The sequence below is a fragment of the Flavobacterium praedii genome (genome assembly GCF_026810365.1).
GTDB lineage: Bacteria > Bacteroidota > Bacteroidia > Flavobacteriales > Flavobacteriaceae > Flavobacterium > Flavobacterium praedii.
The window spans coordinates 2,340,666-2,364,620 of sequence record NZ_CP113948.1; the positions used below are offsets into that span (position 1 = coordinate 2,340,666).

39 protein-coding genes are annotated in these 23,955 nt (G+C 38.0%); 8 read left to right on the forward strand and 31 right to left on the reverse strand.

From position 1 onward, the window contains the following. From OYT91_RS10010 to OYT91_RS10070, 13 genes are all read right to left on the reverse strand, one after another. Positions 1–507, reverse strand: coding sequence for a hypothetical protein (locus OYT91_RS10010; RefSeq protein WP_281237840.1), 507 nt, complete (start codon positions 505–507; stop codon positions 1–3). 40 nt (positions 508–547) lie between these two features. Continuing rightward, positions 548–1,525 (reverse strand): hypothetical protein, encoded by a 978-nt coding sequence (locus OYT91_RS10015; RefSeq protein ID WP_281237841.1) that lies wholly within the window; start codon positions 1,523–1,525, stop codon positions 548–550. Continuing rightward, positions 1,525–2,190 carry a DUF6046 domain-containing protein gene (locus OYT91_RS10020; protein WP_281237842.1) on the reverse strand — a complete coding sequence of 222 codons (666 nt, stop codon included), beginning with the start codon at positions 2,188–2,190 and terminating at the stop codon, positions 1,525–1,527. Before OYT91_RS10020 ends, OYT91_RS10015 begins: the two co-directional genes overlap by 1 nt. 35 nt (positions 2,191–2,225) lie before the next feature. Further along, positions 2,226–4,205, reverse strand: coding sequence for a phage tail tape measure protein (locus OYT91_RS10025; RefSeq protein WP_281237843.1), 1,980 nt, complete (start codon positions 4,203–4,205; stop codon positions 2,226–2,228). A 157-nt stretch (positions 4,206–4,362) separates the two neighbouring features. Continuing rightward, positions 4,363–4,662 (reverse strand): hypothetical protein, encoded by a 300-nt coding sequence (locus tag OYT91_RS10030; protein ID WP_281237844.1) that lies wholly within the window; start codon positions 4,660–4,662, stop codon positions 4,363–4,365. Positions 4,663–4,713: 51 nt separating this feature from the next. Continuing rightward, the gene (locus OYT91_RS10035) at positions 4,714–5,127 is read right to left on the reverse strand and encodes a hypothetical protein (RefSeq protein WP_281237845.1); all 414 of its coding nucleotides are present in this window, start codon (positions 5,125–5,127) and stop codon (positions 4,714–4,716) included. Position 5,128: 1 nt separating this feature from the next. Further along, the gene (locus OYT91_RS10040) at positions 5,129–6,325 is read right to left on the reverse strand and encodes a DUF2586 family protein (RefSeq protein ID WP_281237846.1); all 1,197 of its coding nucleotides are present in this window, start codon (positions 6,323–6,325) and stop codon (positions 5,129–5,131) included. Further along, positions 6,325–6,858, reverse strand: coding sequence for a hypothetical protein (locus OYT91_RS10045; protein ID WP_281237847.1), 534 nt, complete (start codon positions 6,856–6,858; stop codon positions 6,325–6,327). Before OYT91_RS10045 ends, OYT91_RS10040 begins: the two co-directional genes overlap by 1 nt. Next, entirely contained in the window at positions 6,858–7,352 is a 495-nt protein-coding gene (locus OYT91_RS10050; RefSeq protein ID WP_281237848.1) for a hypothetical protein, read from the reverse strand. The genes OYT91_RS10045 and OYT91_RS10050 overlap by 1 nt, the downstream gene beginning before the upstream one ends. A gap of 6 nt (positions 7,353–7,358) precedes the next feature. Continuing rightward, the gene (locus OYT91_RS10055) at positions 7,359–7,862 is read right to left on the reverse strand and encodes a glycoside hydrolase family 73 protein (RefSeq protein WP_281237849.1); all 504 of its coding nucleotides are present in this window, start codon (positions 7,860–7,862) and stop codon (positions 7,359–7,361) included. Beyond that, positions 7,859–8,146 (reverse strand): cell wall anchor protein, encoded by a 288-nt coding sequence (locus OYT91_RS10060; RefSeq protein ID WP_281237850.1) that lies wholly within the window; start codon positions 8,144–8,146, stop codon positions 7,859–7,861. Before OYT91_RS10060 ends, OYT91_RS10055 begins: the two co-directional genes overlap by 4 nt. Before the next feature lie 54 nt (positions 8,147–8,200). Next, positions 8,201–9,109, reverse strand: a complete 909-nt coding sequence (locus OYT91_RS10065; RefSeq protein WP_281237851.1) for a phage major capsid protein — start codon at positions 9,107–9,109, stop codon at positions 8,201–8,203. Positions 9,110–9,135: 26 nt separating this feature from the next. Beyond that, positions 9,136–10,125 carry an HK97 family phage prohead protease gene (locus OYT91_RS10070; RefSeq protein WP_281237852.1) on the reverse strand — a complete coding sequence of 330 codons (990 nt, stop codon included), beginning with the start codon at positions 10,123–10,125 and terminating at the stop codon, positions 9,136–9,138. 193 nt (positions 10,126–10,318) lie between these two features. Between OYT91_RS10070 and OYT91_RS10075 the strand changes: the two genes are divergently transcribed. The 5 genes from OYT91_RS10075 to OYT91_RS10095 all read left to right on the forward strand — a co-directional run bounded on the left by OYT91_RS10075 (position 10,319) and on the right by OYT91_RS10095 (position 15,776). Beyond that, positions 10,319–10,882 carry a helix-turn-helix domain-containing protein gene (locus tag OYT91_RS10075; RefSeq protein WP_281237853.1) on the forward strand — a complete coding sequence of 188 codons (564 nt, stop codon included), beginning with the start codon at positions 10,319–10,321 and terminating at the stop codon, positions 10,880–10,882. Further along, positions 10,869–12,395, forward strand: a complete 1,527-nt coding sequence (locus tag OYT91_RS10080) for a hypothetical protein (protein WP_281237854.1) — start codon at positions 10,869–10,871, stop codon at positions 12,393–12,395. The genes OYT91_RS10075 and OYT91_RS10080 overlap by 14 nt, the downstream gene beginning before the upstream one ends. A 161-nt stretch (positions 12,396–12,556) precedes the next feature. Continuing rightward, positions 12,557–13,018: a phage protein Gp36 family protein gene (locus tag OYT91_RS10085; protein ID WP_281237855.1), complete on the forward strand. Its 462-nt coding sequence runs from the start codon at positions 12,557–12,559 to the stop codon at positions 13,016–13,018. A 2-nt stretch (positions 13,019–13,020) separates the two neighbouring features. Then, positions 13,021–14,265 (forward strand): phage portal protein family protein, encoded by a 1,245-nt coding sequence (locus OYT91_RS10090; RefSeq protein WP_281237856.1) that lies wholly within the window; start codon positions 13,021–13,023, stop codon positions 14,263–14,265. Positions 14,266–14,333: 68 nt separating this feature from the next. Beyond that, complete coding sequence (locus OYT91_RS10095; RefSeq protein WP_281237857.1) at positions 14,334–15,776, forward strand: phage head morphogenesis protein; 1,443 nt, start codon at positions 14,334–14,336, stop codon at positions 15,774–15,776. Here OYT91_RS10095 and OYT91_RS10100 read toward each other — a convergent pair. Then, positions 15,766–15,999 (reverse strand): hypothetical protein, encoded by a 234-nt coding sequence (locus OYT91_RS10100; RefSeq protein WP_281237858.1) that lies wholly within the window; start codon positions 15,997–15,999, stop codon positions 15,766–15,768. The genes OYT91_RS10095 and OYT91_RS10100 overlap by 11 nt on opposite strands. A gap of 52 nt (positions 16,000–16,051) precedes the next feature. Between OYT91_RS10100 and OYT91_RS10105 the strand changes: the two genes are divergently transcribed. Together OYT91_RS10105 and OYT91_RS10110 are read left to right on the forward strand one after the other, a co-directional pair. Continuing rightward, positions 16,052–16,615: a hypothetical protein gene (locus OYT91_RS10105; protein ID WP_281237859.1), complete on the forward strand. Its 564-nt coding sequence runs from the start codon at positions 16,052–16,054 to the stop codon at positions 16,613–16,615. Next, on the forward strand, positions 16,612–17,064 hold the full coding sequence (locus tag OYT91_RS10110) for a hypothetical protein (RefSeq protein ID WP_281237860.1): 453 nt from the start codon (positions 16,612–16,614) through the stop codon (positions 17,062–17,064). The genes OYT91_RS10105 and OYT91_RS10110 overlap by 4 nt, the downstream gene beginning before the upstream one ends. Here OYT91_RS10110 and OYT91_RS10115 read toward each other — a convergent pair. After that, positions 17,061–17,336: a hypothetical protein gene (locus OYT91_RS10115; protein WP_281237861.1), complete on the reverse strand. Its 276-nt coding sequence runs from the start codon at positions 17,334–17,336 to the stop codon at positions 17,061–17,063. The genes OYT91_RS10110 and OYT91_RS10115 overlap by 4 nt on opposite strands. A 94-nt stretch (positions 17,337–17,430) precedes the next feature. On the opposite strand from OYT91_RS10115, the gene OYT91_RS10120 reads away from it, so the two are divergent. Beyond that, positions 17,431–17,769: a hypothetical protein gene (locus OYT91_RS10120; protein WP_281237862.1), complete on the forward strand. Its 339-nt coding sequence runs from the start codon at positions 17,431–17,433 to the stop codon at positions 17,767–17,769. 32 nt (positions 17,770–17,801) lie between these two features. Here the strand turns inward: OYT91_RS10120 and OYT91_RS10125 are convergent, their stop codons facing one another. The 16 genes from OYT91_RS10125 to OYT91_RS10200 form a co-directional block, all read right to left on the reverse strand. Then, positions 17,802–18,263, reverse strand: coding sequence for a hypothetical protein (locus OYT91_RS10125; RefSeq protein WP_281237863.1), 462 nt, complete (start codon positions 18,261–18,263; stop codon positions 17,802–17,804). A 2-nt stretch (positions 18,264–18,265) separates the two neighbouring features. Further along, positions 18,266–18,910 (reverse strand): clathrin light chain, encoded by a 645-nt coding sequence (locus OYT91_RS10130; RefSeq protein ID WP_281237864.1) that lies wholly within the window; start codon positions 18,908–18,910, stop codon positions 18,266–18,268. Between the two features lie 189 nt (positions 18,911–19,099). Next, positions 19,100–19,570 (reverse strand): hypothetical protein, encoded by a 471-nt coding sequence (locus OYT91_RS10135; protein ID WP_281237865.1) that lies wholly within the window; start codon positions 19,568–19,570, stop codon positions 19,100–19,102. Further along, positions 19,554–19,736 carry a hypothetical protein gene (locus tag OYT91_RS10140; RefSeq protein ID WP_281237866.1) on the reverse strand — a complete coding sequence of 61 codons (183 nt, stop codon included), beginning with the start codon at positions 19,734–19,736 and terminating at the stop codon, positions 19,554–19,556. Before OYT91_RS10140 ends, OYT91_RS10135 begins: the two co-directional genes overlap by 17 nt. Further along, positions 19,724–20,017: a hypothetical protein gene (locus tag OYT91_RS10145; RefSeq protein ID WP_281237867.1), complete on the reverse strand. Its 294-nt coding sequence runs from the start codon at positions 20,015–20,017 to the stop codon at positions 19,724–19,726. The genes OYT91_RS10140 and OYT91_RS10145 overlap by 13 nt, the downstream gene beginning before the upstream one ends. A 17-nt stretch (positions 20,018–20,034) precedes the next feature. Further along, on the reverse strand, positions 20,035–20,484 hold the full coding sequence (locus OYT91_RS10150) for an LvrA C-terminal domain-related protein (protein ID WP_281237868.1): 450 nt from the start codon (positions 20,482–20,484) through the stop codon (positions 20,035–20,037). Then, complete coding sequence (locus OYT91_RS10155) at positions 20,472–20,798, reverse strand: DUF4406 domain-containing protein (RefSeq protein WP_281237869.1); 327 nt, start codon at positions 20,796–20,798, stop codon at positions 20,472–20,474. Before OYT91_RS10155 ends, OYT91_RS10150 begins: the two co-directional genes overlap by 13 nt. Further along, positions 20,795–20,926, reverse strand: coding sequence for a hypothetical protein (locus tag OYT91_RS10160; protein ID WP_281237870.1), 132 nt, complete (start codon positions 20,924–20,926; stop codon positions 20,795–20,797). Before OYT91_RS10160 ends, OYT91_RS10155 begins: the two co-directional genes overlap by 4 nt. Next, on the reverse strand, positions 20,926–21,258 hold the full coding sequence (locus tag OYT91_RS10165; RefSeq protein WP_281237871.1) for a hypothetical protein: 333 nt from the start codon (positions 21,256–21,258) through the stop codon (positions 20,926–20,928). Before OYT91_RS10165 ends, OYT91_RS10160 begins: the two co-directional genes overlap by 1 nt. Next, positions 21,255–21,614 (reverse strand): hypothetical protein, encoded by a 360-nt coding sequence (locus OYT91_RS10170; RefSeq protein ID WP_281237872.1) that lies wholly within the window; start codon positions 21,612–21,614, stop codon positions 21,255–21,257. Before OYT91_RS10170 ends, OYT91_RS10165 begins: the two co-directional genes overlap by 4 nt. Beyond that, positions 21,615–21,758 (reverse strand): hypothetical protein, encoded by a 144-nt coding sequence (locus OYT91_RS10175; protein ID WP_281237873.1) that lies wholly within the window; start codon positions 21,756–21,758, stop codon positions 21,615–21,617. Between the two features lie 49 nt (positions 21,759–21,807). Then, positions 21,808–22,215: a hypothetical protein gene (locus OYT91_RS10180; RefSeq protein ID WP_281237874.1), complete on the reverse strand. Its 408-nt coding sequence runs from the start codon at positions 22,213–22,215 to the stop codon at positions 21,808–21,810. Continuing rightward, complete coding sequence (locus OYT91_RS10185; RefSeq protein WP_281237875.1) at positions 22,197–22,598, reverse strand: hypothetical protein; 402 nt, start codon at positions 22,596–22,598, stop codon at positions 22,197–22,199. Before OYT91_RS10185 ends, OYT91_RS10180 begins: the two co-directional genes overlap by 19 nt. A gap of 91 nt (positions 22,599–22,689) precedes the next feature. Then, positions 22,690–22,896 (reverse strand): hypothetical protein, encoded by a 207-nt coding sequence (locus OYT91_RS10190; RefSeq protein ID WP_281237876.1) that lies wholly within the window; start codon positions 22,894–22,896, stop codon positions 22,690–22,692. 84 nt (positions 22,897–22,980) lie between these two features. Beyond that, a complete protein-coding gene (locus tag OYT91_RS10195; RefSeq protein ID WP_281237877.1) occupies positions 22,981–23,184 on the reverse strand; it encodes a hypothetical protein in 204 nt (67 codons plus the stop codon). Positions 23,185–23,317: 133 nt separating this feature from the next. Next, complete coding sequence (locus tag OYT91_RS10200) at positions 23,318–23,953, reverse strand: DUF3164 family protein (RefSeq protein ID WP_281237878.1); 636 nt, start codon at positions 23,951–23,953, stop codon at positions 23,318–23,320. Between the last annotated feature and the right edge of the window lie 2 nt (positions 23,954–23,955).

Sequence of the window (23,955 nt, forward strand, 5' to 3'; positions counted from 1 at the left end):
TTAAACAGTATTTAAAATAGAATTAAACTGTGTTTTGATCTGATTTAATGCTGTTTTTGTAACTGCGTTTATCGCTCCTGGACCGTTAGGTGTATCAATGACCGAATTGCTAACTGTATCAATCAAATTCTCAATCAATGCACCAAAATTTGCACTCGCATTCTTTAGAGTCACTTTCTGCGTGGTTCCGTCAACCTTAAACTCAAATGCACCGTTTTTATAAAGTACACTTTCAACTGCATCCACCTTAATAACCATCAACCCTGAAAGCGTTCCCGTTTGGCTCATCAAAACCACTTCCGAACCTATTTTAGGAACAATCACAAAAGAATCTTGACCTTCATTGACAGTGGCACAAAGTCTGACATCGGTCAGAACCAAGTCAGAAACCAACCTTACCGTGCAAGTGTTGTTTTGAATCGAAACCACTTCAGCAGTGATTGCGAGGTTTGGATTAACCCCCAAAGCTTCAAGTAAGGCTCTTTTTATTTTTGATGCTTTGTCCATTTTTACTATTGCTTTTCGGTTACTATTACCCCTTCGGGGGTTAGGGGGCTACACTTAATTTTATTCCCGGTTTAACAGTTCTTTTAAAACCCGCTTCATTGATTGAAGTGGTAACACTCACTATATAGTATTTGCCGTCCTTTTCAGGATAATCTTCATCTTTGATTGTTGCTGTATACGTTGGCTGTACGAATGGAATTGCCCATGTGTCAATCGTTCCGTCATACATGTCTGCGGATCTTCTTATGAGTTCCGCATCAGCTATTTTTTTTAAGTCAATGGATCCTACAGAACCCACTTTAAGCGTTACCTTTTCGCCTCCAGTAGTACCAGTAGTATAACTTTCTATTTTGCCCGATAAATTGGTTTTCTCAACCGTTACCTCTACTTTTCTATCGATGGCCTTTTTATATTCCAAAGCGTTGTTTTCAACATTGTGCTGCATACTATAAATTACGGCTCCTGACTTTTCCACATAAGGCGGGTGAATATGGAGCTGCTTTTTTTCAGTATTGAAATAAATGTTAGCTTTTGTTTCTTCAGCAATCTTTTTCAAAACATCATAAGCCGTGGCTTGGTGAATCACAAACTTTTCATAGCTAATATCATAGTCGCAAACAAGCGTAAATGATGGGTCAATTTGGTCAATTAGTAGTTGAGCAATCTTTGGTACCGATGTCGGTTTGAGCTCCACGTTTTTGACTCCTTTTCGAAACAAAAACAGAGCATCTTCACAAACAATTTTCAAAGAGCTATCCTTGGTTACCACTTCCTGAACATAGCCTACAAATTCCGTTTTCAAATCGTCATCATAACCCGCTTTAATGATTACTTCAGAACCTCGTTTTACCTCATTAGCTATATTGAATACTTGATTCATATACGCCTCTGGCAAAGTGATTATAGCCGTATCTGTCAAATTATCAACACTACATTCAATGTCTATGGATTCCACTGTTTGCAAGGAGTAATTCACTCCATCGGTTTTGAATCTAATACTCCATCTGATGTTATACATTACACTTTCTCTTTAATCAATAAATCATACGAAAAATCACTTACCAATTTCAGCTCATACGCCTGTACGTTTTCGCCTTTGGTAAAAGGAAAGCTATAATCTTCAATGACTACTTTAGTAATCCCCAACAATTCCAGAGGATGGCTATAGACATACAATTCTTTGGAATGTTTTAAAAAGTTAAACAATTGAACAAATTGGTCTTTTGGAAAACAGTCCTCAGGCTTGCCCTGCATTATACTACCAATCAGAACGCCTGTAACCGTAATATCAAAGTCCTTACGACTCCAACGCTCCTTTATCGTTCCAATAAGGTTTTCACCTTGTTTGGCCACATTTCGTTTCACAATGTTATTCCCTGAAGAAATATTTATCATTGGCTCGTAAGGGAAAACCCAGCGAACGCCCTTCTCCTTAAAAGAAAAGCTAAGCGGAAAAAACTGCTTTTGTTGGTCTATTGCATTTGGAGTCGTCCAATTGTCATTCACATTGATAGCTCTCCCACGTTCAACAGCTACGTTCGTATTGTTTTTCAAAGGCAAAAACGGAATAACAGGAAGCACGTGCTTAGCCAGTTCATTATTCACAACATTGGCGTTCTGAATTAATGTAACGGCACGGCTCCCCATTAAACTTGCAAATAATATGTCTTGATTGTCTAGCATTAAAACTTCTAATTTCTTATTTCTAATCTCTAACTTTAAGTTGCGCTCCCAGCCATTGCTAAAATTCTTAATAGTTCATCTGCCACACCTTCACCAGATTGTTTAGCGGTTTCTTTACCACCGCTTACCGTTCCAGCTTTTAAACCGATTAATTCCTCAATTTTTATCGTGATGTAATTATGCTTAGTTCCTCCAGTGGCCACTGATTCGTTATTCTTTTTCATATTGCCAGACTGTCCAGTTCCTAAACCGCCGTTGTTTTGACCTAAGTTAGTACCAGGAATGCCCGGTGTGCTAATTCCGTTTTCTTCAGTAGCTTTCTTTTCCTTTTTCCATTTTACAGAATCATAAGCAGCTCTAAATTCACCAGCGGCTTGCATAGCAGTACCACCTGCTTTTTTGTAACCATCAACGATTGATTTTTTACGAGCTTCAACTTGTGCATTGAGTTGGGATATTTGAGCATTATTGGCTGCGGTATTACCCAAACCAACAACATTCTTAAACTTATACCACGCAATCTGAATTTTATTAATGCCTATCATGAAGCCATTTACCAAAGTATTGAAATGGGCTTTTGCAGTTTGAACATACGCCACAAATAGCAATTTTGCGCCATTAACAGTATGTTTCCAAGCTTTTCCCCAGCCTTCAGTTTTCGAAATGACTATAGTAATCGCTGTAATCAACGCGGTAACACCAAGAACAATCGCTATTACTGGATTCATACCCATTACTGCATTAAATGCCGCTTGAGTACCAGTCCAAAGCTTGGTCGCTCCTGATACTACATTCGTCCATAAAGCTTGAAGTTTGGTCGCACTGGTCATTGTCGAAAAGACTTTAGTAGCACCACTAAACAAAGGCATCATGTTTGAAAAGTCTTGAGCTGTTTTCCCAATCACGTTAGCATAGCCCAACAAACCATTTGTACCGTTAAACAGAGAAATTTTAAAATCATCTAAACGAGCTTGCAAATGTTTGTTTTTTTCTTCAGGGGCTTCCATAACAATAGCTGCCTGCTCATAGGCTGTATTCGTTCCAGTCACCGCTTTGGTCAATCGTTCAGCCTCTTCGGTTCCTGAGATCATCGCGAGAGCTGCTGCGTTATTTTCTTTGCCAAAAAGCTTAGTAATCAAGGCTTGGTCACCCATAATACTTTTTAACGGCTTCAAGCGTTCAGATAATGAAACAGAGTTATCAGTAAGCCTATTAACATCAACACCAGCAGCTGCTAATTCCGCTTTAGTGTCTTTTGGCAAAAATCGTCCTTGTGCCAAAGTAGCCATCACGTTACGCAAAGCCACACCTCCTTCAGCCCCTTTCTTTCCACTTTTATCTAAAACTTGGATAAAGGCGTTCGTTTCTTCAAAACCTACATTAGCTGTTTTTGCCGCTAAACCTGTTTGCTCCAAGGCTTCAGCAATTTGTGGCAACTCAGCAGAACCTTCTTTGGCAGATGCTGCCATTACATTGTTCATTCGAGCCATTTCCTTAGCCGCCTTAATAGGGTCTTTTGTGGAAATTTGGTATTGATTCATTGCTGTGGTAAGAACGTTGGTTGCTGCTACCGTATCACCGCCCATCAATTTTGAAGTAATAGAAACCTCTTTTCCCATAGATTGCAAAGCCTTAGGCATTTTTGCAATTTCGGGGGACAGTTTAGATAAAATCAGTTTATAAGATTCTACTCCCTCAGCGGCAGTACCTCCAAATGTTTTGGCGTTTTGTCGTGCATAGCCTTCAATTTCTTTCAAGCTTTTGCCTGTAACTCCTGTAATAGCCTGAAGATCGTACATATTTGTACTGAGCTTCATACCCGGCTCATTCATACTATTAATTCCGTCAGCTGCCGCACTTACATTTTGAATGAAGGCGTTCATACTAACGGAATTGAATTTCTTTTGTATTTTATCAATACCCGTTTGAACGTTGTTTGAAAACTTATTAAAATTCGCGTTGACCTTATCAAAGTTGCTGTTGATCTGAATGATATAGCTTAAGGTATTGCTCATTACATTTAGTTGTTTTCTGATTTTCGGATAAAGATTAATTCTGCATATTTAGAAGCCCACTCTTCGTCAGTTAAGTCATCAGGATTGAGATGAAAATAATATCTCAATTGGGCGTTCGCTATTCTGAGCCAGTCATTCTCATTGACTGCTAATGACTCTACAGCTTTTCCAGTTCAAACTGTTCAAAAGCGCATATTTCATCCAGTTGCGGACAAATACCCAAAAAAAGCGCATCATTTGTCATAATTTCCTCATCGCCGTGAAGCCAGCAGCTTTTTAGGATTGAGGCATTAAAGTTTAAAGGATCTTGCTGTGAAGCAGTAGTGGCAAAACTTAGCTCTTTACGAGTAGGTTTTCTCAGATAACATATTTTATTAGATTCTGGCGCTTTCAAAGCGTAGACACTTACGTGTTCTTGCTTCCAAGCTTCTATTTGTTCTGGTGTTGCTGTTTTCATTGTTTGTTGTTGTTTTTATTAAGGCATTCCCTGAGGAATGCCTTTTTGTCTTTATGCTTGATTTAAAACGGCTAATGCAATAAATGGAATGGTAATTTCCATGTTTTTGTCGCCTTGCTTTAGCTCTTTGGGGGCTTCAGTAAAGCTGATACCCACGATTCTATCCGTAACCATGGCATCGCCTAAGGATGGATTTCCAAAGGCTACAATCCCGTCAAGGTTTAAACCTAAAATAGATCCGTTGCCCGCTCGCTCTAAAGCAATTAATTCCGATTGCAAAACAGTGATTTCACCCTCTACGGTTACATTACCAGTTTGAATGCTGTGTGCAAAACGTCCTTTTGCGAATAGCGCTTCTTTTTCGGCTTTCTCCGTGTACTTCATGCCTCGGATTCCCGTAACATCTCTCCCTCCCAAAACAAGAGTAAGATCTGCCCATTCGTATTGTCTTGAATTAAATGCCATATTATTGTCCTGTATTAAAACCGATTGCAAACTCTAATAATCTGCCATAACCGTGAGGTCTAACGCCTATTCTTCCTTTGATAATAGAATCTTGAGCAACGTTATTAGTAACATCAATCACACATTCCACCCCGTTATCATTTGCCACAGTAGGGTCTACAGAAAGCTCACCTTTCGCCGACATTTCTTGGGCAATTACTCTCACTACTTCAGCTTCCAAAGCCTTAGCGTATGCCGCTTGAATTTTTCCTTCGTTCGTTAACGGAACGGTGTCCAGGATAAAATTAGTTAGCGTTTGATTGGCCAAAACATAAGCTTTATCAATTACACGTCTGCGTGTGAGGTAATGGTAATCGTCCTCAACCTCACAAGCTAGCATATCATCTACAAAATAGTAACCGCTTTTTCCTGTGTGAGTGGTCAAAGTGAGAAAGCCTTTGTTATACAAAGCATCAATATTAACTTGCTCTACAGGCGTGTCTACTATGTAAAATTCAAGAGGGCTTAATGCGCCATCTTTTACACGACCTACATTTACATGCACCTGATTTTTAGCAATTCTACCCGCCAACACTCCAACGGCAGCACCTTTGGAGGCTGTGGCTCCTGTTCTTTTTTCAGTATCACCAATCAATACCGCAACACGGTTGTAAGTTGTATTACTGAAACCAACCAAGTCAGCAGCGACACCAGTATAATTGTAGCCTTCAAGAATAAAGACTAAGGGCTGTGTTTTCTCTTCGGTATAGGTTTCAGCGATCAATTGAGCCGCTGCCAATGTTGTTGGAAATCCAGTTCTCAAACCTGCCGTTACTTCGTCATCGTCAGCTGATGGCGCATATTTAGCCACAACAAAGCGAATTCTTCTATTTGATGCTGTGAGTACCACTTTTGAGTCATCAATCAATTGATCTAATGTTCTCGTTTTGGCTACACCATAAATCCAAAGCTCAGTTCCAGAACCTGCCTCTGCATAAAATTCTTTGATTGTTTTATGCAATTCGTAGTTTCCAGCCACAGTAGGTATAATGCCCAAAGCCTCAGCTTCAGCTAGCGAATACACCGTGTATGGTGTGCTAAGAGCAAAGCCACCATTGGCAACGGCGCTGGCAACAATTACACAAACACCGTCTGGGCTTGTGGTAACGCTTCCAATATTGCCGTTTTCAAAGGCTATATTTACACTTGGTTTTCCCATTATTTAGTGTTTTTAGATGGTTTTACTACTTTTTGAGCTTCTTCAGTTGCTGGTGCATCTGTAGTCACTTCTTCTTTTGTAACTTCTTCAGTTGCTGGTACAGCTGTAGTCACTTCTTCTTTTGTGGCTTCTTCAGTTGCCGGTACAGCTGTAGTCACTTCTTCTTTTGTGGCTTCTTCAGTTGCTGGTACAGCTGTAGTCACTTCTTCTTTTGGAACTTCTTCAGTTGCTGGTGCAGTTTTAGTCCCTTTCTCTTTTGGAGCTTCTTTAGTTGCTGGTGCAGTTTTAGTCCCTTTCTCTTTTGGAGCTTCTTTAGTTGCTGGTGCATCTGTAGTCACTTCTTCTTTTGAAGCTTCGTCAATCTCTTCACCTACAACTTCTAAATGATCTGGATTAAGAACCAATTCTACTTTTTTGTCCTCTAATGATTTGGCGTGCATTTTAGCATCGTTATCATTATAAAAACATTCTCCATCAGCAGTTACGTGAACTTGCTTTAATTGCGGATTACTTTCAAAAATCTTGTGTTTCATTATATCAATGTTTTAAAGTTGTATTTAATGACTGTGTAAATAGCGATTAAAAGGGCTGGTGATAATAGTAGCCAAAACCCCATTATTTGAGTTTCTTGCCACCAAGTCAGGGTATTCGTTATTACAGGAACCTCTTTTACTTGCTGAGTGTTTTCCTGAATGTGCTTTGACTTCCATTGCGCAAATAGTCGTTGTGCTTCGGTTTCACAATTCACTTGTAAGGTGTTGTGATCCACCCGAACCCTTGGGCTTTTTAATGTGCGCCCTGGTTCGGACAGAACAACATGTTTTATTCGCACTTTACCGTCTTGACATTCTAGCAAGGCTTGATAGAATGAACTATCCTTTTCAATTTTAAAAACAGTATCATGTACCGTTTCGGTAACTGTTTTTGTGGTTAGGGTTTCACTCTTCATCACCACTGGTTTATTGCTTGTGCAAGAAACCAGCATGATGAGAACAAAAAACAAACAACCTAGTTCTATATTTTTCATGTACTCTTAAATTAGTTTTTCTAAATCCTTAGCTATTTGTTTTAGTAAAGTAGCATAGTTTGGAGCCGTAGCATAACCCGCTTTTGCTATCTCATCTATAAAGCGATAAGGATCTTCTTTTACTGCTAAGGCTTTCGCGTAGCGTTTGTTTTTCAAAAAGAATTGCGCGTGATCTGTAAAGCATTCTTCGGGTGTATTGTATTTTCTGAAATAATCCTTAATGGTATACTTGAACCATTTCGAACCGTTTTTTATAACAGGTTTTACGGATATGATTCTAGGAAACTTTGCCGTGGCACTTCTTGAATACTCAGTAGTGGTCAACAATTGCTCATTGCCGTTGATTCCGTCCGTATCTTTAACCCCAAAAAACATGTTACCTGGTGCTACTTTCCCCCAAGCACTTTCGACAGCCGCTTGAGCCAAAGTAACTAGTGCGTGTATGCCCGTTTTGTCTTGTGTTTGTTTTGCAAAAGGATAATAAGCTTTTACGAACTCGGTTTTGTTCATTGGGTTTTTCCGTTGAGTTGTTTGAATTTTTGTAACTCTTCTACTAAGTGCTGATTGATTACCATTAACTCGCGGTGTTGTGCCTCCATCGTTTTAATGGTTTCTGTTGCTGCACTCAAGCGTGAGGCCATATCATCCAATAATTCTCGGTAGTATTTCACCGCATTGACTGCATTATCGAGTTCGGCAGCGCGATCTTCTGCCAATGATTTTCTTTTGGAAAAAAACCATGTGATTAAACCCGCGAAAAAAGCAGTTAGCGTAGGGTAAACAAATTGCTCCATAGTGTTTTTTTAAAAACCCTTTCAGGGACCAAACTCTGAAAGGGTTTTGGTTTTCTAGTAAATGGCTCCAATAGCTTTTGAATCAAAAGGCATTGCAATGAAGTAATGTCTATAATTCAATAAGTTGGTTTGCGCTTCTGGATCGTTTTTGGCTTCTTTGAAGTATTGCTTAGTCAGACCTGTTTTCTTAGCAATTTGCCCCTCCCAAAACGCAAAAGTTCCTTGACGATCGCCTGCTGCTTTTACAGCTCCGTATGCCTTTTTAACCCCTGCATTGGTGTACAATGGATTACCATTAAATTGATACAAAGAAAAACCTGCAATTACTGGAGCTGGCATACCTGTGTTGTAGTTCACCAATTTGTCCCCAAAGTTTTTACGATCTACCAACAAGTCATTCCAGTGAGCTGTAGACAATACCAAGCGTCTGCCTTCTGTAGGAACTTCAGCAGTATCCAAAGCCTCTTTCAAGCTAACTAAGTCTTCATAAGTTAATGAAGCTGGACCACCCGCAATTCTTGGCGCACCTGTAGCAGCTATAACTGGAGTTGCAGCAGTATTAGAAGCCGGAGCAATAGCATGAGCCGCTTTTTGGTATTTCTTAGCGTTGATAGCTACTTTATGCGATTTAGTCGCGGGGTCAATAACTGCATAAGACGCACCAATGATTTTATCATCAGAGATTGAGGTTGGTTTTGTTTGGTATTTATCCAAAGCCACCACCGTTTCATCATCCGTGTAAGCCTGTACAGCCAATGGATAAGCAGTGTTATTAATCAATACATCTGGATTGAATGAGGTACGCGGAATGTGAATTACATTCATTTCCGAAGCATCACCGGAACCCATTTCTAACACTTGCGTGTCTAATTCAGGAATACCGTCCAACCAGGGCGCTACATCTTGTGTAGTTAAGTTTTGGCGAACACGGTTCAACCAAACGTCTGCAAAATTTGCTGGCATATTTTTAAAATATTAAGATTTACGATTTACGAAAACAAGGCTTTGTACCCCTCAGGATTGTCAGTTTTGAAAGCCAATTGTTGCTCGATAGACAATTTTTGGAAGTCTTCAGCAGTTTTCACTTCAGGAGCTCCTAAGCCAGAAGGCGTTTTCACACCCGTTGAAAAATTTTGCTTTTCTGGAATAGCACCAAGCATGGTTTCTAAAGCTTTTTCAGAGGTCATTCCAAGAGAGACCATTTCCTCTTTTTGATCCGCTTTAATTTGACCTTTAGTGATAGCCAAATCAACCTTGGATTCAATTCTTGATTTTGTGGCGGCTTCCTGAGCTTCCTTAGCCGTTTGTGCAGCTAATTTCAAAGCATCATTTTCTTGTTTCAAGCTATTCACTTGATTGGAAAGTCCCAATACTTTCGCCTCTACATCAGCTACATCATGCCCGTCTGTAGGTTGGTCTTTAAAGCCTAAGGCCATCAGCGTTGCTACGCTTAAAAGAATTTTCTTCATGTTATCAATGTTTAGATTTAATTCGGGATTCTTAATGCCAGGAATAACAGAAAGTGATAGTTCTTGAATTTCTTTTTCTTCCATTGGCTTGCCATCTGAGTGCATCAATCGCACTGCATTAGCATTGGACGGAACTGGAACAATGGAAACCTCGACAAGTTCACACTTAGTCAAAATCACTTTTCCACCTATCACAGTAAGATTTTCTCGATCAAAGATGATTCCCATTGAGCAGGCGTTGATATAGCCACGCTCAACCTTACCAGCAATAACAGCCGTGTCTTGGTCTTCTGTGTCGAAGTCAGGAAGCCCACTCAAAATGGATCCCTCTTTTTTAACATCAAACCACTTTCCAATGACGTTGCTATTCGAGTTCCAATGGTCTGAAAGCATAACCGGGTTTTTAGAAAACCTAGTTAAGTCAATCCCTTCAGTTAGGATTGAAAAACCATAGGTGTTTTCAATGGTTTCGTCGTTAAATACAAAAGGTTTACTAATTGGTTTTGGCATCTTTTTTTTTCGTTTAATCCTAGCGTTTTATCGCCTTATGAGATGACAAAGATTAGTTGGTTTCGATTCTTAAAAAAACTGTAGCCAATTAGCCGAACGCTTGTGTTTGCAATACCTACAGAGTTGTAAAGCAAGTAAACGGGTGTTTTTTTTACAGGCTTGTTTTTTGGAGTTTTGACATAAATATCAAAGTATGGGATCTAGAAAACAGGTAGAAAAAGACCTCGCAAAAATGCTTTTTGTCAACGAAAATATTTCACAAAAAGAAATTGCAGAACGATTATTTGTTACTGAAAAAACAGTTAGTAAATGGGTAAATGAAGGCGATTGGGAAAAACTTAAAGTCTCGCTTTTAGTTACCAAAGACAGTCAGCTTACTGCTTTGTATGCGCAATTGCAGGCTGTGAATGACGAAATAAAGACACGCCCGGTTGTTCGTGACATTCCCAATTTTATGCTTAAGCCCATAAAGCTAAAAGACAGCTCGGGCGATGAAAAACTGGAATACCCAAAGTATAATCCAGAAGACTATCCAATTTTGATCGGGAACTTTCCTAATTCAAAAGATACTGATATGATTTCGAAGCTGACAACCGCAATCAAGCGTTTGGAAACCGAAACTAATATTGGTGAAACCATTACGGTGGCCAAAAACTTAATTCTATTTATTAGAACAATTGAGCCCGCTTTCGCCAACCAGTTAACCAAGTATTGTGACGCATTTATCAAACAAAAAATGACAGATGGCACTAACTAGAAAAGATAAAGAAAAGCTAATTGGCTGGGAGGACTTTGTAACAAACCAGTACAGAGCTACACCAGTAGATCTAAACGAAACCGCAAGTGATAAACTCAAAAGAATTGCCGATTTAGAGGCGCATCCTGAGAAGTGGTTTAAATACTATTTTCCCAACTTTTATACGTCAGAACCTGCCCCTTTTCACATAATGGCTACTCAGCGAGTGATTGCGAACGCAGAATGGTACGAGGTGCGTTCTTGGGCGCGTGACTTGTCTAAGTCAGGTAGAACCATGATGGATGTGTTTTTACTAACAATGACGGGCAAAAAGAAAACAGTTGTACTGACGTCTGCAACCTATGACGACGCGGAAAGGCTTTTGAAACCTTATAAAACCATTCTCGAAATAAATGACCGTTTAAAGAACGATTATGGAGAGCAAAAGGCGCTTAGCGGATGGGAAGAGGGTGACTTTACCACTCGTAAAGGTGTTTCCTTTAGAGCCGTTGGTGCTGGTCAGTCACCTCGTGGAACCCGAAACGATGCCGCACGTCCTGACTTGATTTTGATTGATGATATTGATACAGATGTCGATTGCAACAATCCAGATACAATCCAAAAGAAATACGAATGGATTGAACAGGCTTTAATTCCAACTCGTTCTATTTCGGTACCGTTAACCATCATCGCCTGTGGTAACATCATTGCCAAGTATTGTTGTATTACTGAAATGGCTAAGAAAGCCAATGTACATGATATTGTAAATATTCGTGACGAAAATGGTAAATCAACATGGCCACAGCGTAACACAGAGGAATTAATTGATTTAGCCTTTAGAACTATGACTTCTAGTTCAATTCAAAAGGAGTATTTCAACAATCCTATTCGAGTGGGTAAACTTTTCAAGCAAGTTCCTTGGGGCAAATGTCCGCCGCTTAAAAGCTGCAAACACGTATTGATCTATTCCGACCCTGCAACAAGCAATAAAGACAACAAAAACAGCTCCCGAAAGTTTACGGGTATCATTGGCTACAAAGATGGCGTTTTCTATTTATACAAAGTTTGGTTAGACAATATGACCCAAAGAACCTTTGTGCAAAACTTATACAATGCGCACGACTGGGTAAAAGAGAGAAAGGTGGATACGTTCAAAAACTGGATTGAAAACAACTCACTTCAGGAGCCTTTTTGGGAGCAAGTACTTAAGCCTTTGGTTAAAACAGTAGCGAAACTTTTAAATCGAATTCCGCTTTTTATGTCGCTGGATAAACGTAAGAAGGACGATAAGTACACTCGTATCGAGGGAACTTTAGAACCAAAATACAAAGAAGGCTGTTTGGTTTTTAACGAAGATGAAAAAGACAACTTGCACATGCAAAGAATGAGTGAGGAATTTTTAGGAGTTGCTCCAAACTCCAAAATGATGGACGGCCCCGACGGATTTGAAGGCGGTGTTTGGATTATTGAAAACTTATCAAGCAAAGAAAACTCCGAGTATGTCGTAGGTCATATTAACAATCGTAAATATTAAAGTTATGAGAATTGCAATTTATCAAATTGGTGTTGACGTATTGGGATTTCCGATTTATGTCGAACATAAAATATGCCAAGGAGAAACTAATCAAAATAAGTTTTGGCCAAAACCTAAAAAGTGGTTAAAGGTTATTCAATCAATCATTAAACAGCATTAATATGTTTATCGAAAAAGCAGACTTAGGAAGTGTCCTATATGATTATCAAATAGACCAAATCACAGACGGGAATGATGATTTGGTGGCTCAAGCTTGCAACGCCGCCATTGAAGAGGCGAAGAGCTATTTAACCCCAAATGTTGAGGATAAAAAATGGCTTGACGGCAGACTATTGTATGATGTCGAAACAATCTTTTCTCAAACTGGAAACGACAGGCACTCGCTAATAGTACAGCATTGCTGTACTATGGCAAAATGGTATGTAGCAGAATTATGTAACGCGGATTTCATTTATGAAAAAGCAAAAGAACGTTACGACCGTGCAGTGGATTGGTTTACTAAGGTTGCCAAAGGAACCATAAACGTTTCTTCATTACCGCAGTTAACAAGAGACGAAACAACAGCAGGAGACAAACAGCCCTTTCAATTTGGTTCAAGAGCAAAATTTAATCACGATTATTAATTATGGGAACATTTTCATTTTCTTTCAAAAACCCATTCGGGCAAAAAAGCAGTGCAGATTTAGGCGCTCAAACCACTAAAAAAGGTAATAGCTACATACAAAATATCGTACCTAAAACCATTAGCCAAACCCGTCAAGACATCAAGGTTTGGACTAATGCGCAAAACATGGCACAAACAGAAGAGAATCCAAAATTCTTTCCTATACAAAACTTATACGACAACATTCTCAAAGATTTGCACCTACAGTCTCAGGTCAACAATAGAATGCTGAAGTCATTAAGCAGACCTTTTACCATTAAAAACGCTGATGGTAAAACCAATGAGGAATTAACCAATTTGCTACAAGACAAAGGGTTTGTTTTTCAAGTCAACAAAGCCATTTTAGAAACGATTTTCAGAAGACACTCCTTGGGTGAGTTCGCCTATAAATTAGTGAACAACGAGCCAGTTCTAACCTTTGATTGTATTCCGCGTCAAAATGTGGATCCCGTAAACGGATACATCTACTACGACTACACAGATGACAAAAAAATCAACTACAGAGAGCAAAAAGAATACGGCTCCTGGTTGATTGAGTTTGGCGAAAAAAACACCACTCTGGGGCTGCTTGATGGCTGTGTACCTATGGTTCTTTTCAAGCGTTTTGGTGGCAGTTGTTGGAGTGAGCTTTGCGAGATTTACGGAATCCCGCCCCGAGTAATGAAGACCAACACTCAAGACAAAGTAATGGTAAATCGTGCCAAACAAATGATGCAGGACATGGGTTCGGCTGCTTGGTTTATCATTGACGACTCTGAGAGCTTCGATTTTGCAAAAGGAGTGAATACCAATGGCGATGTTTACAAAAACTTACTGCAGTATTGTAACAATGAATTGTCAATGGGTATCTCTGGAACCGTTGTAGGTCAAGACACCAAAAACGGCTCCAACGGAAAAGAAAAAACGTCCATCGGCATACTTGACGATTTAGTGGATAGTGATTTATCATTGATTGAACAATGCTGGCGTGATACGGTTATTCCTGCTTTGCAAGCCTTGGGCGTTTTGCCCCCTGGTGTAATGTACAAGTATGATGCGACGGAAGATTTAGAAACGCTTTGGAAAATGGTTACTGAAGCGGCTAACTTTTTAGAAGTTGACCCTAAATGGGTAGAAACTAAGTTTGGTATTAAAGTGATTGGAACTAAAAAGACAGATCCGGCCACAAAACTCTCTTTGAATCTTGGTGAGGATTTTTTCGTGTAGGGACAGGTCGCGACCTGTCCCTACACTCGGAAAATTATTTCAGGGCTTTACACGCCCGACTTAACGGTTTGTACAATTGTGATTGTGATGATTGCAAAAAGCAAAACACCGTTTTGAATTTAGGGATTAGTGACAGTTTTAAACAACTTTTAAACGATGGTTTAAACGCTTTTAAACACTTGCACAAAAAAGGAAGTTATAAGCCCGAAGACCTCAAAACCGAAAAACCTTATCAAAAATTGATACAATCAACTTTTGATGCGTTCGACTTTGCCATTAAGGACAATGATATGCCCGAGGCCATGAGAACCGCGCTACAAGATGACGCCCGGTTGTTTGGTTCCCTTAAGGCAAATGCACAACTATTTGAAGCTTCAAAGTTGCTCTTAACTCCTGATGGCAGGCTAAAACCTTTTTCTGAAGTAAGCAAAGATTTTGATAAGTTGAATGTAAACTACAATCAGAATTATTTGGAGGCAGAATATGAATTTGCGGTTGCGAGTTCCCAAGCAGCTGCACAATGGGCAAATCTTGGAGGTGATCGTTACAGCTTACAGTACAGAACCGCACAAGACGAACGGGTGAGAGCTTCGCACCAAGCCTTGGCAGATATCACACTCCCAAAAGAAGATCCGTTTTGGAACTCTTTTTATCCGCCGAACGGTTGGCGCTGTCGCTGTGTAGCGGTGGAGGTTCTCAAAGGTAAGTATGACGAAAGCGATTCTGACAAAGCAATAGCTGCAGGTGAAAAAGCAACGACCGAAATTGGCAAGGATGGCAAGAACCGTCTTGAAATTTTCCGATTTAATCCAGGAGCGCAAAAGGTGGTTTTCCCTCCAGCGCATCCGTATGGAAAAGTAAAGGGAGCTAAGGAGGTTGCTAAAAGTAAAGAAAGTAAGTTTATACCAAAGTCATTAGACATTTATGAAAAGACTCTTGGAGTAAAAGTTGACAAAACTTTCTTTAACTACTTGGGTAAAGAAACGGCATTGGTTCAAGAAAGCAAATACAATCCAAATGGGGCTTATTACAATCCCGCTGAAAACTATGTTAGAATTCCTTTTGATGATAGGCGCAAGAACAGTAAATGGTATTCGGAAGCTATAGTATATCATGAATTTGGACACGCGGCAGATTGGCATAGAGATATGAAACAAAACAAGGCGGTTACTAAGCTGATGAAAGAATACAAAACTATTCTTTCAAAAGATCAGGCATTCATAGATGTTCACAAAAAACTATATAAGGTTAGTGATGAAGCTAGAGCCAATAATGATTTCGATAAGCTTGAACAGTGTGGCGCTTTAGCTGACACAATGATGTCAATTAATTCGAATTGGGGGTATGGTCATAGTAAGGCTTACTTTGCAAGAAAAGGGAATTCAGCGGCAGAATTTATAGCACATACATTTGAAAACAAATTCGCAGGTAACCCTGTCTTTAAAGAGGTAATTCCAGAATTGTATGATAAAATGATTTTGTTAGCAGATGAGCTAAAACCTAAAGAATAATGATGTTTTCAAGAGTGTATTCATCAACTAAAATACTGTCTTCTGAGTCTAACTCTTCTAATGAAAGTTTTTTGTTTTCAGAATGTGCAGATTCTAGCAAAGGGAAAAAAGTTTCTCCCAAGTGAGAGAAAAGTGTAAGCAACAACTGAGCGTATTCGTCTTCAGTAGATCCTGAATAATCACGCTTAGCTATTAATGAGTTATATAGATTTTTTCCTTCCATAGCCACAAAGTTAACAAATGTAAATTGAATAACAATGCATTAAGTAGTAAATATGAATCCAAACGATTTTATAAATAACATTCTCTCAGACGTAAGAGTGGATTTAAGCGAGGAATTCGACCGAAATTTTGAACGCAAAGGCTTCTTTGACAAAAAATGGAAAGGCACGAATCTACCCAATCAACGCGGTTCATTGTTAATGCGTTCCGGGAAGCTCAGACGTTCTATTATGTCAAGGCAAAATGGAGTCTCGGTTACTTGGTCTAGCTCAATACCGTATGCCAGTATCAACAACAACGGAGGCGAAATAGAAGTAACCGCCAAAATGAAAAGCTTCTTTTGGGCGATGTTCTACAAAGCTGATGGCGCTATAACTATGAAACGAAACTCCGATAAAGAGGTAGTTATGCGCGAAACAGACAGGAACAAAAAACTTTCTTCTGAAGCACAACAATGGAAAAACTTAGCTTTAATGAAAATAGGTTCCAAAATGAAAATTGAGCAAAGGCAATTCATTGGCGATCATCCTGTAGTTAGGCAACGCATTGAGCATATTGTAGGACTCAATATGAAAGAAGTAGAGACTTATTATTTTAACCAACTCAAAAAGAAATGAAAACCTTTTTAGAAACGATTCAAGACAAATTAGCCACGGTAAACGCTTTAAAATACATTGATGAAGATTGGGGACAAATGGATGCTTATAGTCCAAATCCACCAGCACAATTCCCCTGCGCTTTAATCGATATCACAGCATTGAACTTTAGTAACATTGGTAAAGACAATAGCGCAAATCCTGTCAACCGCCAAATAGCTGAAGGAACCGTTACCTTTATCGTTGCGGATCTAAAACTAAGTAACACCAGTCATCGTGCGCCACAATCTCAAAAGGACAACGCTTGGAGCATTTGGACAATTATAGAGGACTTACACAAAGCTGTTCACGGCTGGAAACCTACTGAAGATTCCGGAGCATTGATGCGAACGTCTCACAAAAGAATTAGACGTGATGATGGTATTCAGGAGTACCAAATTACTTACTCAATAGGATTAGCAAATGTTTAAACAAACAATTGCATTTGAGAAGCTTTTAATTGGCGTTGTTTTTCAATTTCAGCCTCTACTTCTTTGAGTTCTGTAGTGATGGAAGTACACAAAATTTCATATAGTGTGGTACGCGAAATAGGGTAAATAGGAGCAATGTAGATTTCCAATATTTTCGTAGTGGGGGTGTAAGGATGTTCCTGGACACTTTTTTGGTAAAGCTCTTTAATAAGCTTGTAACGCAATAACTTATTGCGCTGAACTCCAAGGCTACGATTTAAGGTTACTGACATGTAGCAAATATAAATAACTTACATTTTGTATGCAACATGAGTTTTTTTTGACAATATTCATTTAATTTTAAGACCTTAATCTAAACAATGAATTATGAAGAAATCAACCTTTTTAAAAATAGTTCAAGACAAGATGCCTGATGATATTATCATTGAAGACACTACAAGTTTTGAATTTACCGAAGACGAGTGTATAGGAATACTTTCTTGGATTGAGCATTTTAATGGTCATTACAGTAAATACAATAAGCAAACAAAAACTAAAATACAAAGGCCTTCCGTTTCCAAAAGATTACTTCTTGATTTTGGCCTCTACAATATCCCATGTGATCTTGAAAGCAACAAGGGGAAATACATTGTTTATCTTGCTGAATATCGCAACATTCCCTCTAAATTGAAAATTGAAGACCTAGTAAAGTTTAAAGTAAAGTAAAGAAAAAACCGCTCGTTTTGAGCGGTTTTTTTTTAGTATGATTTAACAATACTGTATTTCTTTTCGTTTTTGACTAATTTATATTTTAAATCTTTAGTTACTCTATAATCAAAATCCTGAACAAATGTGGTTTCCCAAAATGGAATTATATTTTTATCCTCGCTGTATACCTCAAAAAAAGAATAAGTCCCTCCATAGTCTGACCAAACAACTAATAAGCATTTGTCTTTTTCCTCTTGTGAAAGCTCTTCTTTTTGCTCCTCGGTCATTGTAGCTGGTGTATATATAACAACTTTGTATTTTTCATCTCTTAAAGTTCGGTTGCCAGTTTTAAAGTACACATACTTTTCCGAAGCAGAATTTGCAATTTTATCTGAAACTTTTTTTATCTCCTCAAGTGAATTAGACTTTGCCATCAGCTTTATAGTTGGCAAATCTTGAGCATTAATAAATGCAACTATGAGTAAACAGAATAGCGTTAATAGTTTTTTCATTATTACTTATTTTGGTATTTATAAAATTGTTTTCTTATATCTTCAATAGTTTCTTGATGTCCTTCATCTTGCAAATCGTAAGTTTTAAACATATACTTTGCAGCGTATCCTTTTTTAATTATATCATCCTTCCGCTTTTCAATTGCGGATTCTCTTAATAATTTTTGAATTTCTAATTTTTGCCTTTCCACATATCTATAGTAACAATTACAAATACAATCTGCAAAATGCTTTTTTAGCTGAACTTCATTTGGATCTGCAAGTAAATTAATTTGAATATCATTCAGTATTTTGTCATAATATCTGGTTTTGTATTCATCAACAGCCTTTTGAATATCCAAATTAAATCTCATACTTTTTGAAGAAACAATAACATCAGGGTAAATTTTATTAATAAATTCGATCCTTGCCATCAATGTATCTAAATTTGTCGTTTCTTCAACTATAGCCAAACTTTCTAAAAACTGCAATAAAATCCCATATGACACTTTACTATTTACAATTTCAGTTCTTTTAGGTGTTTGGTAGTTGTCAGAAACAACCAGTTTATTTATATTTTTTTCTGTTTTATTAGTAATTCGTTTGACTAAAATAACCAACAGAAAAACCAATAAAGAAACAAGAAATAACATTAATAACAGTATCATGATTTAAGAAATTGATTTGGTTGTGTTTAAGTTAATTTCAAATGTAGTATTTTTTATAATATTCCAAATTCACATATTAAATAATTTTATTTTTGATATCAACAATTAAGCTAAAAGACTCATAAATTTTTAAATTAAGTAGAGACATAAAAAAAACCGCTCAATCGAGCGGTTTTTTTCTTAATTAATTCAATACTTTAAATCTGTCCAGTGGATAATTTTCCCTTTAAAACCAACAGGAAAATATTCCAAGAAATCTTTTTCGCAATCAAAGCCATCATTTATTGCAAGTTTTCGAATGTCATTACCGCCTAACGTCCTACCGTCTACAACAATGATATAATGGTATTTATCAATTTCCCTAAATTCAATTTCTTGAACACTCACCACCGGCAGAACTGGCGCAAACCGAAACATAGTAGGCTGACGGCAATTGATAAAAAAATCAATCTTTGTTCCGGGCTTCCAACGGTCGGTTTTATCTTCTCGGATGGTGTGGAGCTTTGGAGTTATATCTTGTTTTGAAAAAAGATCATATCCTGTATATTTCCAAAAAGCTAATAAATTAATTGGAGCTTTGTAGATTTCTATTCCTCTTAAAATTTTCTCCACAAAATAGGTAGGTTTTCCGTTGAGTTGTGTGCTAAATGGTAGTATCATCTTTTTTGTCTTGGTTAAATCCTATTTCTTTTTTTTCGTTAATGCGGCTGGCGTATCGGGGAGATTGTATTAGTAAATCCAGTTCCTTTAGTTCGTTATCTGAGCAGTTCTCAAGAAACTGCTCAGGTGTTACTGTTACGGTTAGTACTTTGGTTAATGTTGGCATGAGAAATCGTCTTTAACGTTATACATTGAAATATAAATCACATCTTCAACATAAAAAAGAACCTCCTCTTTGCTTGCATCGTGACTTTTTAGCGGCGGAACTGCTGCATTACCCTTGTAAGATTTTAAAGCACTTTCGTACGATTGATTTATAAAACTTATAGCCTGTTTTGGATTAGGGAATAAAGTACAGTCTGCTAGGCTTAGCTCTTCTAAAATTAAGCGTTGTAACTTGTTTTTGGTGCTGTAGGTTTTGGTAACCTTAGTAAATTGTTTTGCCATAGTGGTTGTTTTAATGGTTATACTTTTTGCCACTCATCTTCAAAGTAACGTTGATTAATAAAGGTGGAGAGGTGTGCTTTGTTTACTTTGGATTTGTTTACGTATTTCTCGTAGTGTTTTGCCGTTTGGAAGCACCTAAGAACGTCGGCGGGTTTCAACTTGTTAAATGCCTTTTCGCTTTCGACTCGTTTTATTTTGTGGTCGTAGAGCTTCCAGAGTGCTTCAAAGGATAGGTCAGGTTCTCCAACTGTAATTTCAAAGTTGGCTTTCAATTTCTTTTGCCAATGCTTTATTTGGTCTTCTTTATAAGGAAAATTAGCCTTGACAAACAACCAATCAATTTGTTTAGTAGACAAAACCCCATCTAGCGCTTTAAAGGAATATAATACCCCATTTAAATGGTATTTAAACTCCCAAATATTATTGGAGTTTTTACTCTTGATGGTGTAGGTTACTAGTTGTTCCATTGGTCAATTAGTTCAAATACATTAGTAACGCATGGAATCCCTAAATTAAGTGCCAACTGCTTTTCGATGAGTGCGCCTTTACTTTTGTTGTGGCACGGTAACAAGTAAACTGCATCACAGGTTAGGAGTTCCTTAATGCAAAGCTTCATAGCTTCTAGCCAAGTAGATTGCGCATTGTTTACAACCTCTATTGGGTTGATTACTTCAAAACCAACACTTTCAAGATTCGTTTGCATATCTGCAAATTTGGCGTAAACTTCATCATGTGGTAATCCCGTTACTTTGCCCGCGATGTATATTTTTTTCTTACTCATTTCAATAAAAATTTAGTAGGTTTTTTGCTTGTGTGTTTGGCTGCTAATTCGATAGCTTCCTGTCGCATTCGGTTGCGCTCTTCGTGCAGGGTTTCTTTTATTCTTGGTACTTTCTTGCTCCTTGCCATCACGCTAATTTTTGGTTTAATTGGTTGATTGCTTTTTGGATTTCCTGCCTGATATACGGTTGTTCAATCCCTTTCATTTGTTGAATGAGTAGCATTTCTAACATATCGGCCTCATGAAATTTCAAGGTGATACTGATTTTCTTTTTGGCGTCAAAGAGGTTCCTTTTCGCCTTTACATTTATCGCTTTACCGTCTAATTTTGAGGCTACATCTATCGCAATAGATAGCGTTGATTTCTCTTTACGAGTAAGTGCTTTACTGTTGTAAACCGCTTCAATTGTTGCGGCTACTATGATTGCCGTATCAGGGTTTAGTTTTAATATTACTTTCATTTTAATTTTTCTCCTAAGTTTTTTAAGTAGTCTAGTTTTTGTACACAATATTGGTAGGTATCAATATCGTAAACCCCTTTTGGAACTCTAAAAAAGAATTGGTTTCTTCTGTTGTCAAAAAATATATCAACTCCATTGTGAACGCCCACCGGTTTGCGTAATTTCCATTCTTTTTCAAACCAACTAGATAGTGCGTTTGTTTCTTCCAGTGTCCTGTCTTCTATCAATTTTATAACTAATGCTTTGCTACATTTGGTTTTATGAAAATCCGTTAAGTAACAAATCTTACCATTGCTTAACAGGTTCTCTTTTTTTAGCTTTTTTAAAAGCTCAACTTTACTAGTTATTGTTTTCATCTAACATTCGGTTTTAGGTTGGGTTAATTGCTGACCACACTCGATACAAAATTCTGCTGTAGTTTCGCAAGTGGCTACTGATTGAAGTACTCTAATTTCGGCTATGTCGTGGGAGCATATTTCGGTTATACTGTATTCTTCCATAACGATACATTTTCAAGTGCTGTGATTTTTTTTGAAACTCCCCATTTCTTCATTTTTTTAATTTGAATTCTATTCGTTCGGTAAGTAGCTCATCTTTTGTTTTTTCACGTGCCCAAAAAACAATTGTATATTCTAAGCCTAGTCTGATCTCAAAAGGTCTTGAGTAAAACATATAATCGGATCTTTCTATTGGTTCGTTATGCTTTAGATCATTTTTATCTATATAATTCTTAATTAAAGCCTCTATTTCGGATCTAAAAAGATGTTTTTCCGTTTCGCCTACTATTATGTGTTTTTTGAACAGCGGATATTCGGTTTTTGATTTTCTTTTTGAATTCTTAGGCCAGTTAATCCATATGAATAAGCAAATATTAAATCCACTGGTAAAGCAATAGAACATTAACCAGTGTAAATCGTTTATCATTTCTTCCATAATTATTATATTTGATTCTTCCATAAGGATACGTTTTCAAGAGCTGTGATTATTTTTGAAACCTCATAAGGCGACATTTTCTTTAGTGGCTTTTTCACGGGCGATTTAGGCGATTGTAGGAAGCGATTTAACCAACCGGCAGTATCGGGTACTTCGCCCCATTTTTGGCTTTTAACTACAATATTTGCCGTTCTTAAAATGGATAAGATGTAACGGTGTTGGCTGTTGTTTTTATCGAATGCTCCCCAGTTCTCGACAGTTCCCGAGCTGTCGCTACCGGTTTGCTGTTTGATTATCCTAACGGCTTGGGCTTGTGTTAGACCGCTTAAACTTGTTTTATTTACATCACCCGTTACCCATTGCACCCACTCATTTTTAATTTCAACTTGGTAATTGCAATTGTGCATGATGCGCTTTTTTTGGAAGGGTGTGATTGGTCCTTCGGGATCGTAGGTGGGGACAGCTTTGGAGCTATTCGTGCTTTTAGTTTTTGTCATCTTAGGCGTTTTTTAACTCTTTTAAAACTTGTTTTAGTCTAAAGTATTCGTCGCTTTTCTCGTTTATCTTTATTTCTAAACCTTGCTCATCATAATCGCCCCAGTCGGCTCCAAAATCTTTAATAACTTTTCTTTTTATTACTTTTAATCTGGCCTCGACTACTGGGATAAGCCTTTTTAAGTGGTGGTCTTGTAAGTCTATGTACATTTTGTTTATTTTTAATTAGCTCCCGAGGCGGGACTCGAACCCGCAAAAGCCATTTTCACTCGGGACACCGAACTAACTAACCAATTATTTCGTTTTGTACACCGACTTGGTGTGTTTCTTAAAAGCTTTATTGTTAATGACCACTTTTTCGTAGTTTCGGAAGGCGTTGAGTTCTGTATTGGATAAATCGTGTTTGCAAGTCCAATTCCCTAGGGCATCTTTGTACACCAAATGCCCGTTAACCGTGTATTCCTCGTGATCCTTTACAGGTTGTATTGTTACGCTCATTTTGTTGCATTTTTTTAAAATAAGTCCTGATTTTGAAACGAAGCCATTCTATGTACTTCGCTATGTCTTTTCCGTTGAGTACTGCTATAAATAATAGCAGTACTATATTGATTATGGTTGGGTCGCTCATGGCTTACAGACTTGAAAAGTTTAAGTATAGGTTTTGCCATTTACCATCATCGCCTTTGACCTTGAATTCGTAGCCGTAGCCTTTGAGGTGGTTGGAGAAGGATTCTTTTATCAATCGTAAGCCTTCTTTCCATCGTGGGTCGTCAAACTTATCCTCGTGCTTGTATAAATCCATCACTCGACCGTATTCCAATTCGCCTGCAGCGTTTCGCTCTAAGAAGCTCATTAGGATCTCATACATTTTGGTGTCACGTTTTTTAATCGCATCGCCTAAGAAATCTTTTATCAGTTCTACGGCTTTGGTGCTACGTTCATCCCAAACTGGTTCTGTATCACGTCTGCGGGTTACCCTCATAGTGTCCTCGCTATCGGTTACTGAGAAACCGCCTTTTGAATTGCTTCTTAACTTGCCATATTCTGAAAGCTTTACGGCTTGGTTGTCCATTTCAATGTGGCAAAACTGCTTAAACTCTCCTAGTTCTCTAAACAGGGCTTTTGCTGTCGTGATTACTTTGGTAATCATTTCGTCACGGCCTTTTTCGTATTCGACTTTTTCTTTTTCGGCTTTGGCTCGCTCTTCTTTTTTGCGTTTGGCTAATAATTGTTCTAATTCGGCAGTGGATAATTCTTGTGTGTGCATTA

Coding starts and splice junctions, on each gene's coding strand:
- OYT91_RS10090 (WP_281237856.1), top strand. CDS start 13,021: ATGGGAACATTTTCATTTTCTTTCAAAAACCCATTCGGGCAAAAAAGC.
- OYT91_RS10115 (WP_281237861.1), bottom strand. CDS start 17,336: ATGTCAGTAACCTTAAATCGTAGCCTTGGAGTTCAGCGCAATAAGTTA.
- OYT91_RS10130 (WP_281237864.1), bottom strand. CDS start 18,910: ATGATACTGTTATTAATGTTATTTCTTGTTTCTTTATTGGTTTTTCTG.
- OYT91_RS10050 (WP_281237848.1), bottom strand. CDS start 7,352: ATGAAAAATATAGAACTAGGTTGTTTGTTTTTTGTTCTCATCATGCTG.
- OYT91_RS10080 (WP_281237854.1), top strand. CDS start 10,869: ATGGCACTAACTAGAAAAGATAAAGAAAAGCTAATTGGCTGGGAGGAC.
- OYT91_RS10180 (WP_281237874.1), bottom strand. CDS start 22,215: ATGGAAGAATCAAATATAATAATTATGGAAGAAATGATAAACGATTTA.
- OYT91_RS10030 (WP_281237844.1), bottom strand. CDS start 4,662: ATGAAAACAGCAACACCAGAACAAATAGAAGCTTGGAAGCAAGAACAC.
- OYT91_RS10105 (WP_281237859.1), top strand. CDS start 16,052: ATGAATCCAAACGATTTTATAAATAACATTCTCTCAGACGTAAGAGTG.
- OYT91_RS10155 (WP_281237869.1), bottom strand. CDS start 20,798: ATGAGTAAGAAAAAAATATACATCGCGGGCAAAGTAACGGGATTACCA.
- OYT91_RS10125 (WP_281237863.1), bottom strand. CDS start 18,263: ATGAAAAAACTATTAACGCTATTCTGTTTACTCATAGTTGCATTTATT.
- OYT91_RS10100 (WP_281237858.1), bottom strand. CDS start 15,999: ATGGAAGGAAAAAATCTATATAACTCATTAATAGCTAAGCGTGATTAT.
- OYT91_RS10035 (WP_281237845.1), bottom strand. CDS start 5,127: ATGGCATTTAATTCAAGACAATACGAATGGGCAGATCTTACTCTTGTT.
- OYT91_RS10060 (WP_281237850.1), bottom strand. CDS start 8,146: ATGGAGCAATTTGTTTACCCTACGCTAACTGCTTTTTTCGCGGGTTTA.
- OYT91_RS10045 (WP_281237847.1), bottom strand. CDS start 6,858: ATGAAACACAAGATTTTTGAAAGTAATCCGCAATTAAAGCAAGTTCAC.
- OYT91_RS10020 (WP_281237842.1), bottom strand. CDS start 2,190: ATGCTAGACAATCAAGACATATTATTTGCAAGTTTAATGGGGAGCCGT.
- OYT91_RS10010 (WP_281237840.1), bottom strand. CDS start 507: ATGGACAAAGCATCAAAAATAAAAAGAGCCTTACTTGAAGCTTTGGGG.
- OYT91_RS10200 (WP_281237878.1), bottom strand. CDS start 23,953: ATGCACACACAAGAATTATCCACTGCCGAATTAGAACAATTATTAGCC.
- OYT91_RS10175 (WP_281237873.1), bottom strand. CDS start 21,758: ATGGAAGAATACAGTATAACCGAAATATGCTCCCACGACATAGCCGAA.
- OYT91_RS10055 (WP_281237849.1), bottom strand. CDS start 7,862: ATGAACAAAACCGAGTTCGTAAAAGCTTATTATCCTTTTGCAAAACAA.
- OYT91_RS10185 (WP_281237875.1), bottom strand. CDS start 22,598: ATGCACAATTGCAATTACCAAGTTGAAATTAAAAATGAGTGGGTGCAA.
- OYT91_RS10065 (WP_281237851.1), bottom strand. CDS start 9,109: ATGCCAGCAAATTTTGCAGACGTTTGGTTGAACCGTGTTCGCCAAAAC.
- OYT91_RS10140 (WP_281237866.1), bottom strand. CDS start 19,736: ATGCCAACATTAACCAAAGTACTAACCGTAACAGTAACACCTGAGCAG.
- OYT91_RS10085 (WP_281237855.1), top strand. CDS start 12,557: ATGTTTATCGAAAAAGCAGACTTAGGAAGTGTCCTATATGATTATCAA.
- OYT91_RS10170 (WP_281237872.1), bottom strand. CDS start 21,614: ATGAAAACAATAACTAGTAAAGTTGAGCTTTTAAAAAAGCTAAAAAAA.
- OYT91_RS10165 (WP_281237871.1), bottom strand. CDS start 21,258: ATGAAAGTAATATTAAAACTAAACCCTGATACGGCAATCATAGTAGCC.
- OYT91_RS10110 (WP_281237860.1), top strand. CDS start 16,612: ATGAAAACCTTTTTAGAAACGATTCAAGACAAATTAGCCACGGTAAAC.
- OYT91_RS10135 (WP_281237865.1), bottom strand. CDS start 19,570: ATGATACTACCATTTAGCACACAACTCAACGGAAAACCTACCTATTTT.
- OYT91_RS10195 (WP_281237877.1), bottom strand. CDS start 23,184: ATGAGCGTAACAATACAACCTGTAAAGGATCACGAGGAATACACGGTT.
- OYT91_RS10040 (WP_281237846.1), bottom strand. CDS start 6,325: ATGGGAAAACCAAGTGTAAATATAGCCTTTGAAAACGGCAATATTGGA.
- OYT91_RS10075 (WP_281237853.1), top strand. CDS start 10,319: ATGGGATCTAGAAAACAGGTAGAAAAAGACCTCGCAAAAATGCTTTTT.
- OYT91_RS10150 (WP_281237868.1), bottom strand. CDS start 20,484: ATGGAACAACTAGTAACCTACACCATCAAGAGTAAAAACTCCAATAAT.
- OYT91_RS10160 (WP_281237870.1), bottom strand. CDS start 20,926: ATGGCAAGGAGCAAGAAAGTACCAAGAATAAAAGAAACCCTGCACGAA.
- OYT91_RS10145 (WP_281237867.1), bottom strand. CDS start 20,017: ATGGCAAAACAATTTACTAAGGTTACCAAAACCTACAGCACCAAAAAC.
- OYT91_RS10120 (WP_281237862.1), top strand. CDS start 17,431: ATGAAGAAATCAACCTTTTTAAAAATAGTTCAAGACAAGATGCCTGAT.
- OYT91_RS10070 (WP_281237852.1), bottom strand. CDS start 10,125: ATGCCAAAACCAATTAGTAAACCTTTTGTATTTAACGACGAAACCATT.
- OYT91_RS10190 (WP_281237876.1), bottom strand. CDS start 22,896: ATGTACATAGACTTACAAGACCACCACTTAAAAAGGCTTATCCCAGTA.
- OYT91_RS10025 (WP_281237843.1), bottom strand. CDS start 4,205: ATGAGCAATACCTTAAGCTATATCATTCAGATCAACAGCAACTTTGAT.
- OYT91_RS10015 (WP_281237841.1), bottom strand. CDS start 1,525: ATGTATAACATCAGATGGAGTATTAGATTCAAAACCGATGGAGTGAAT.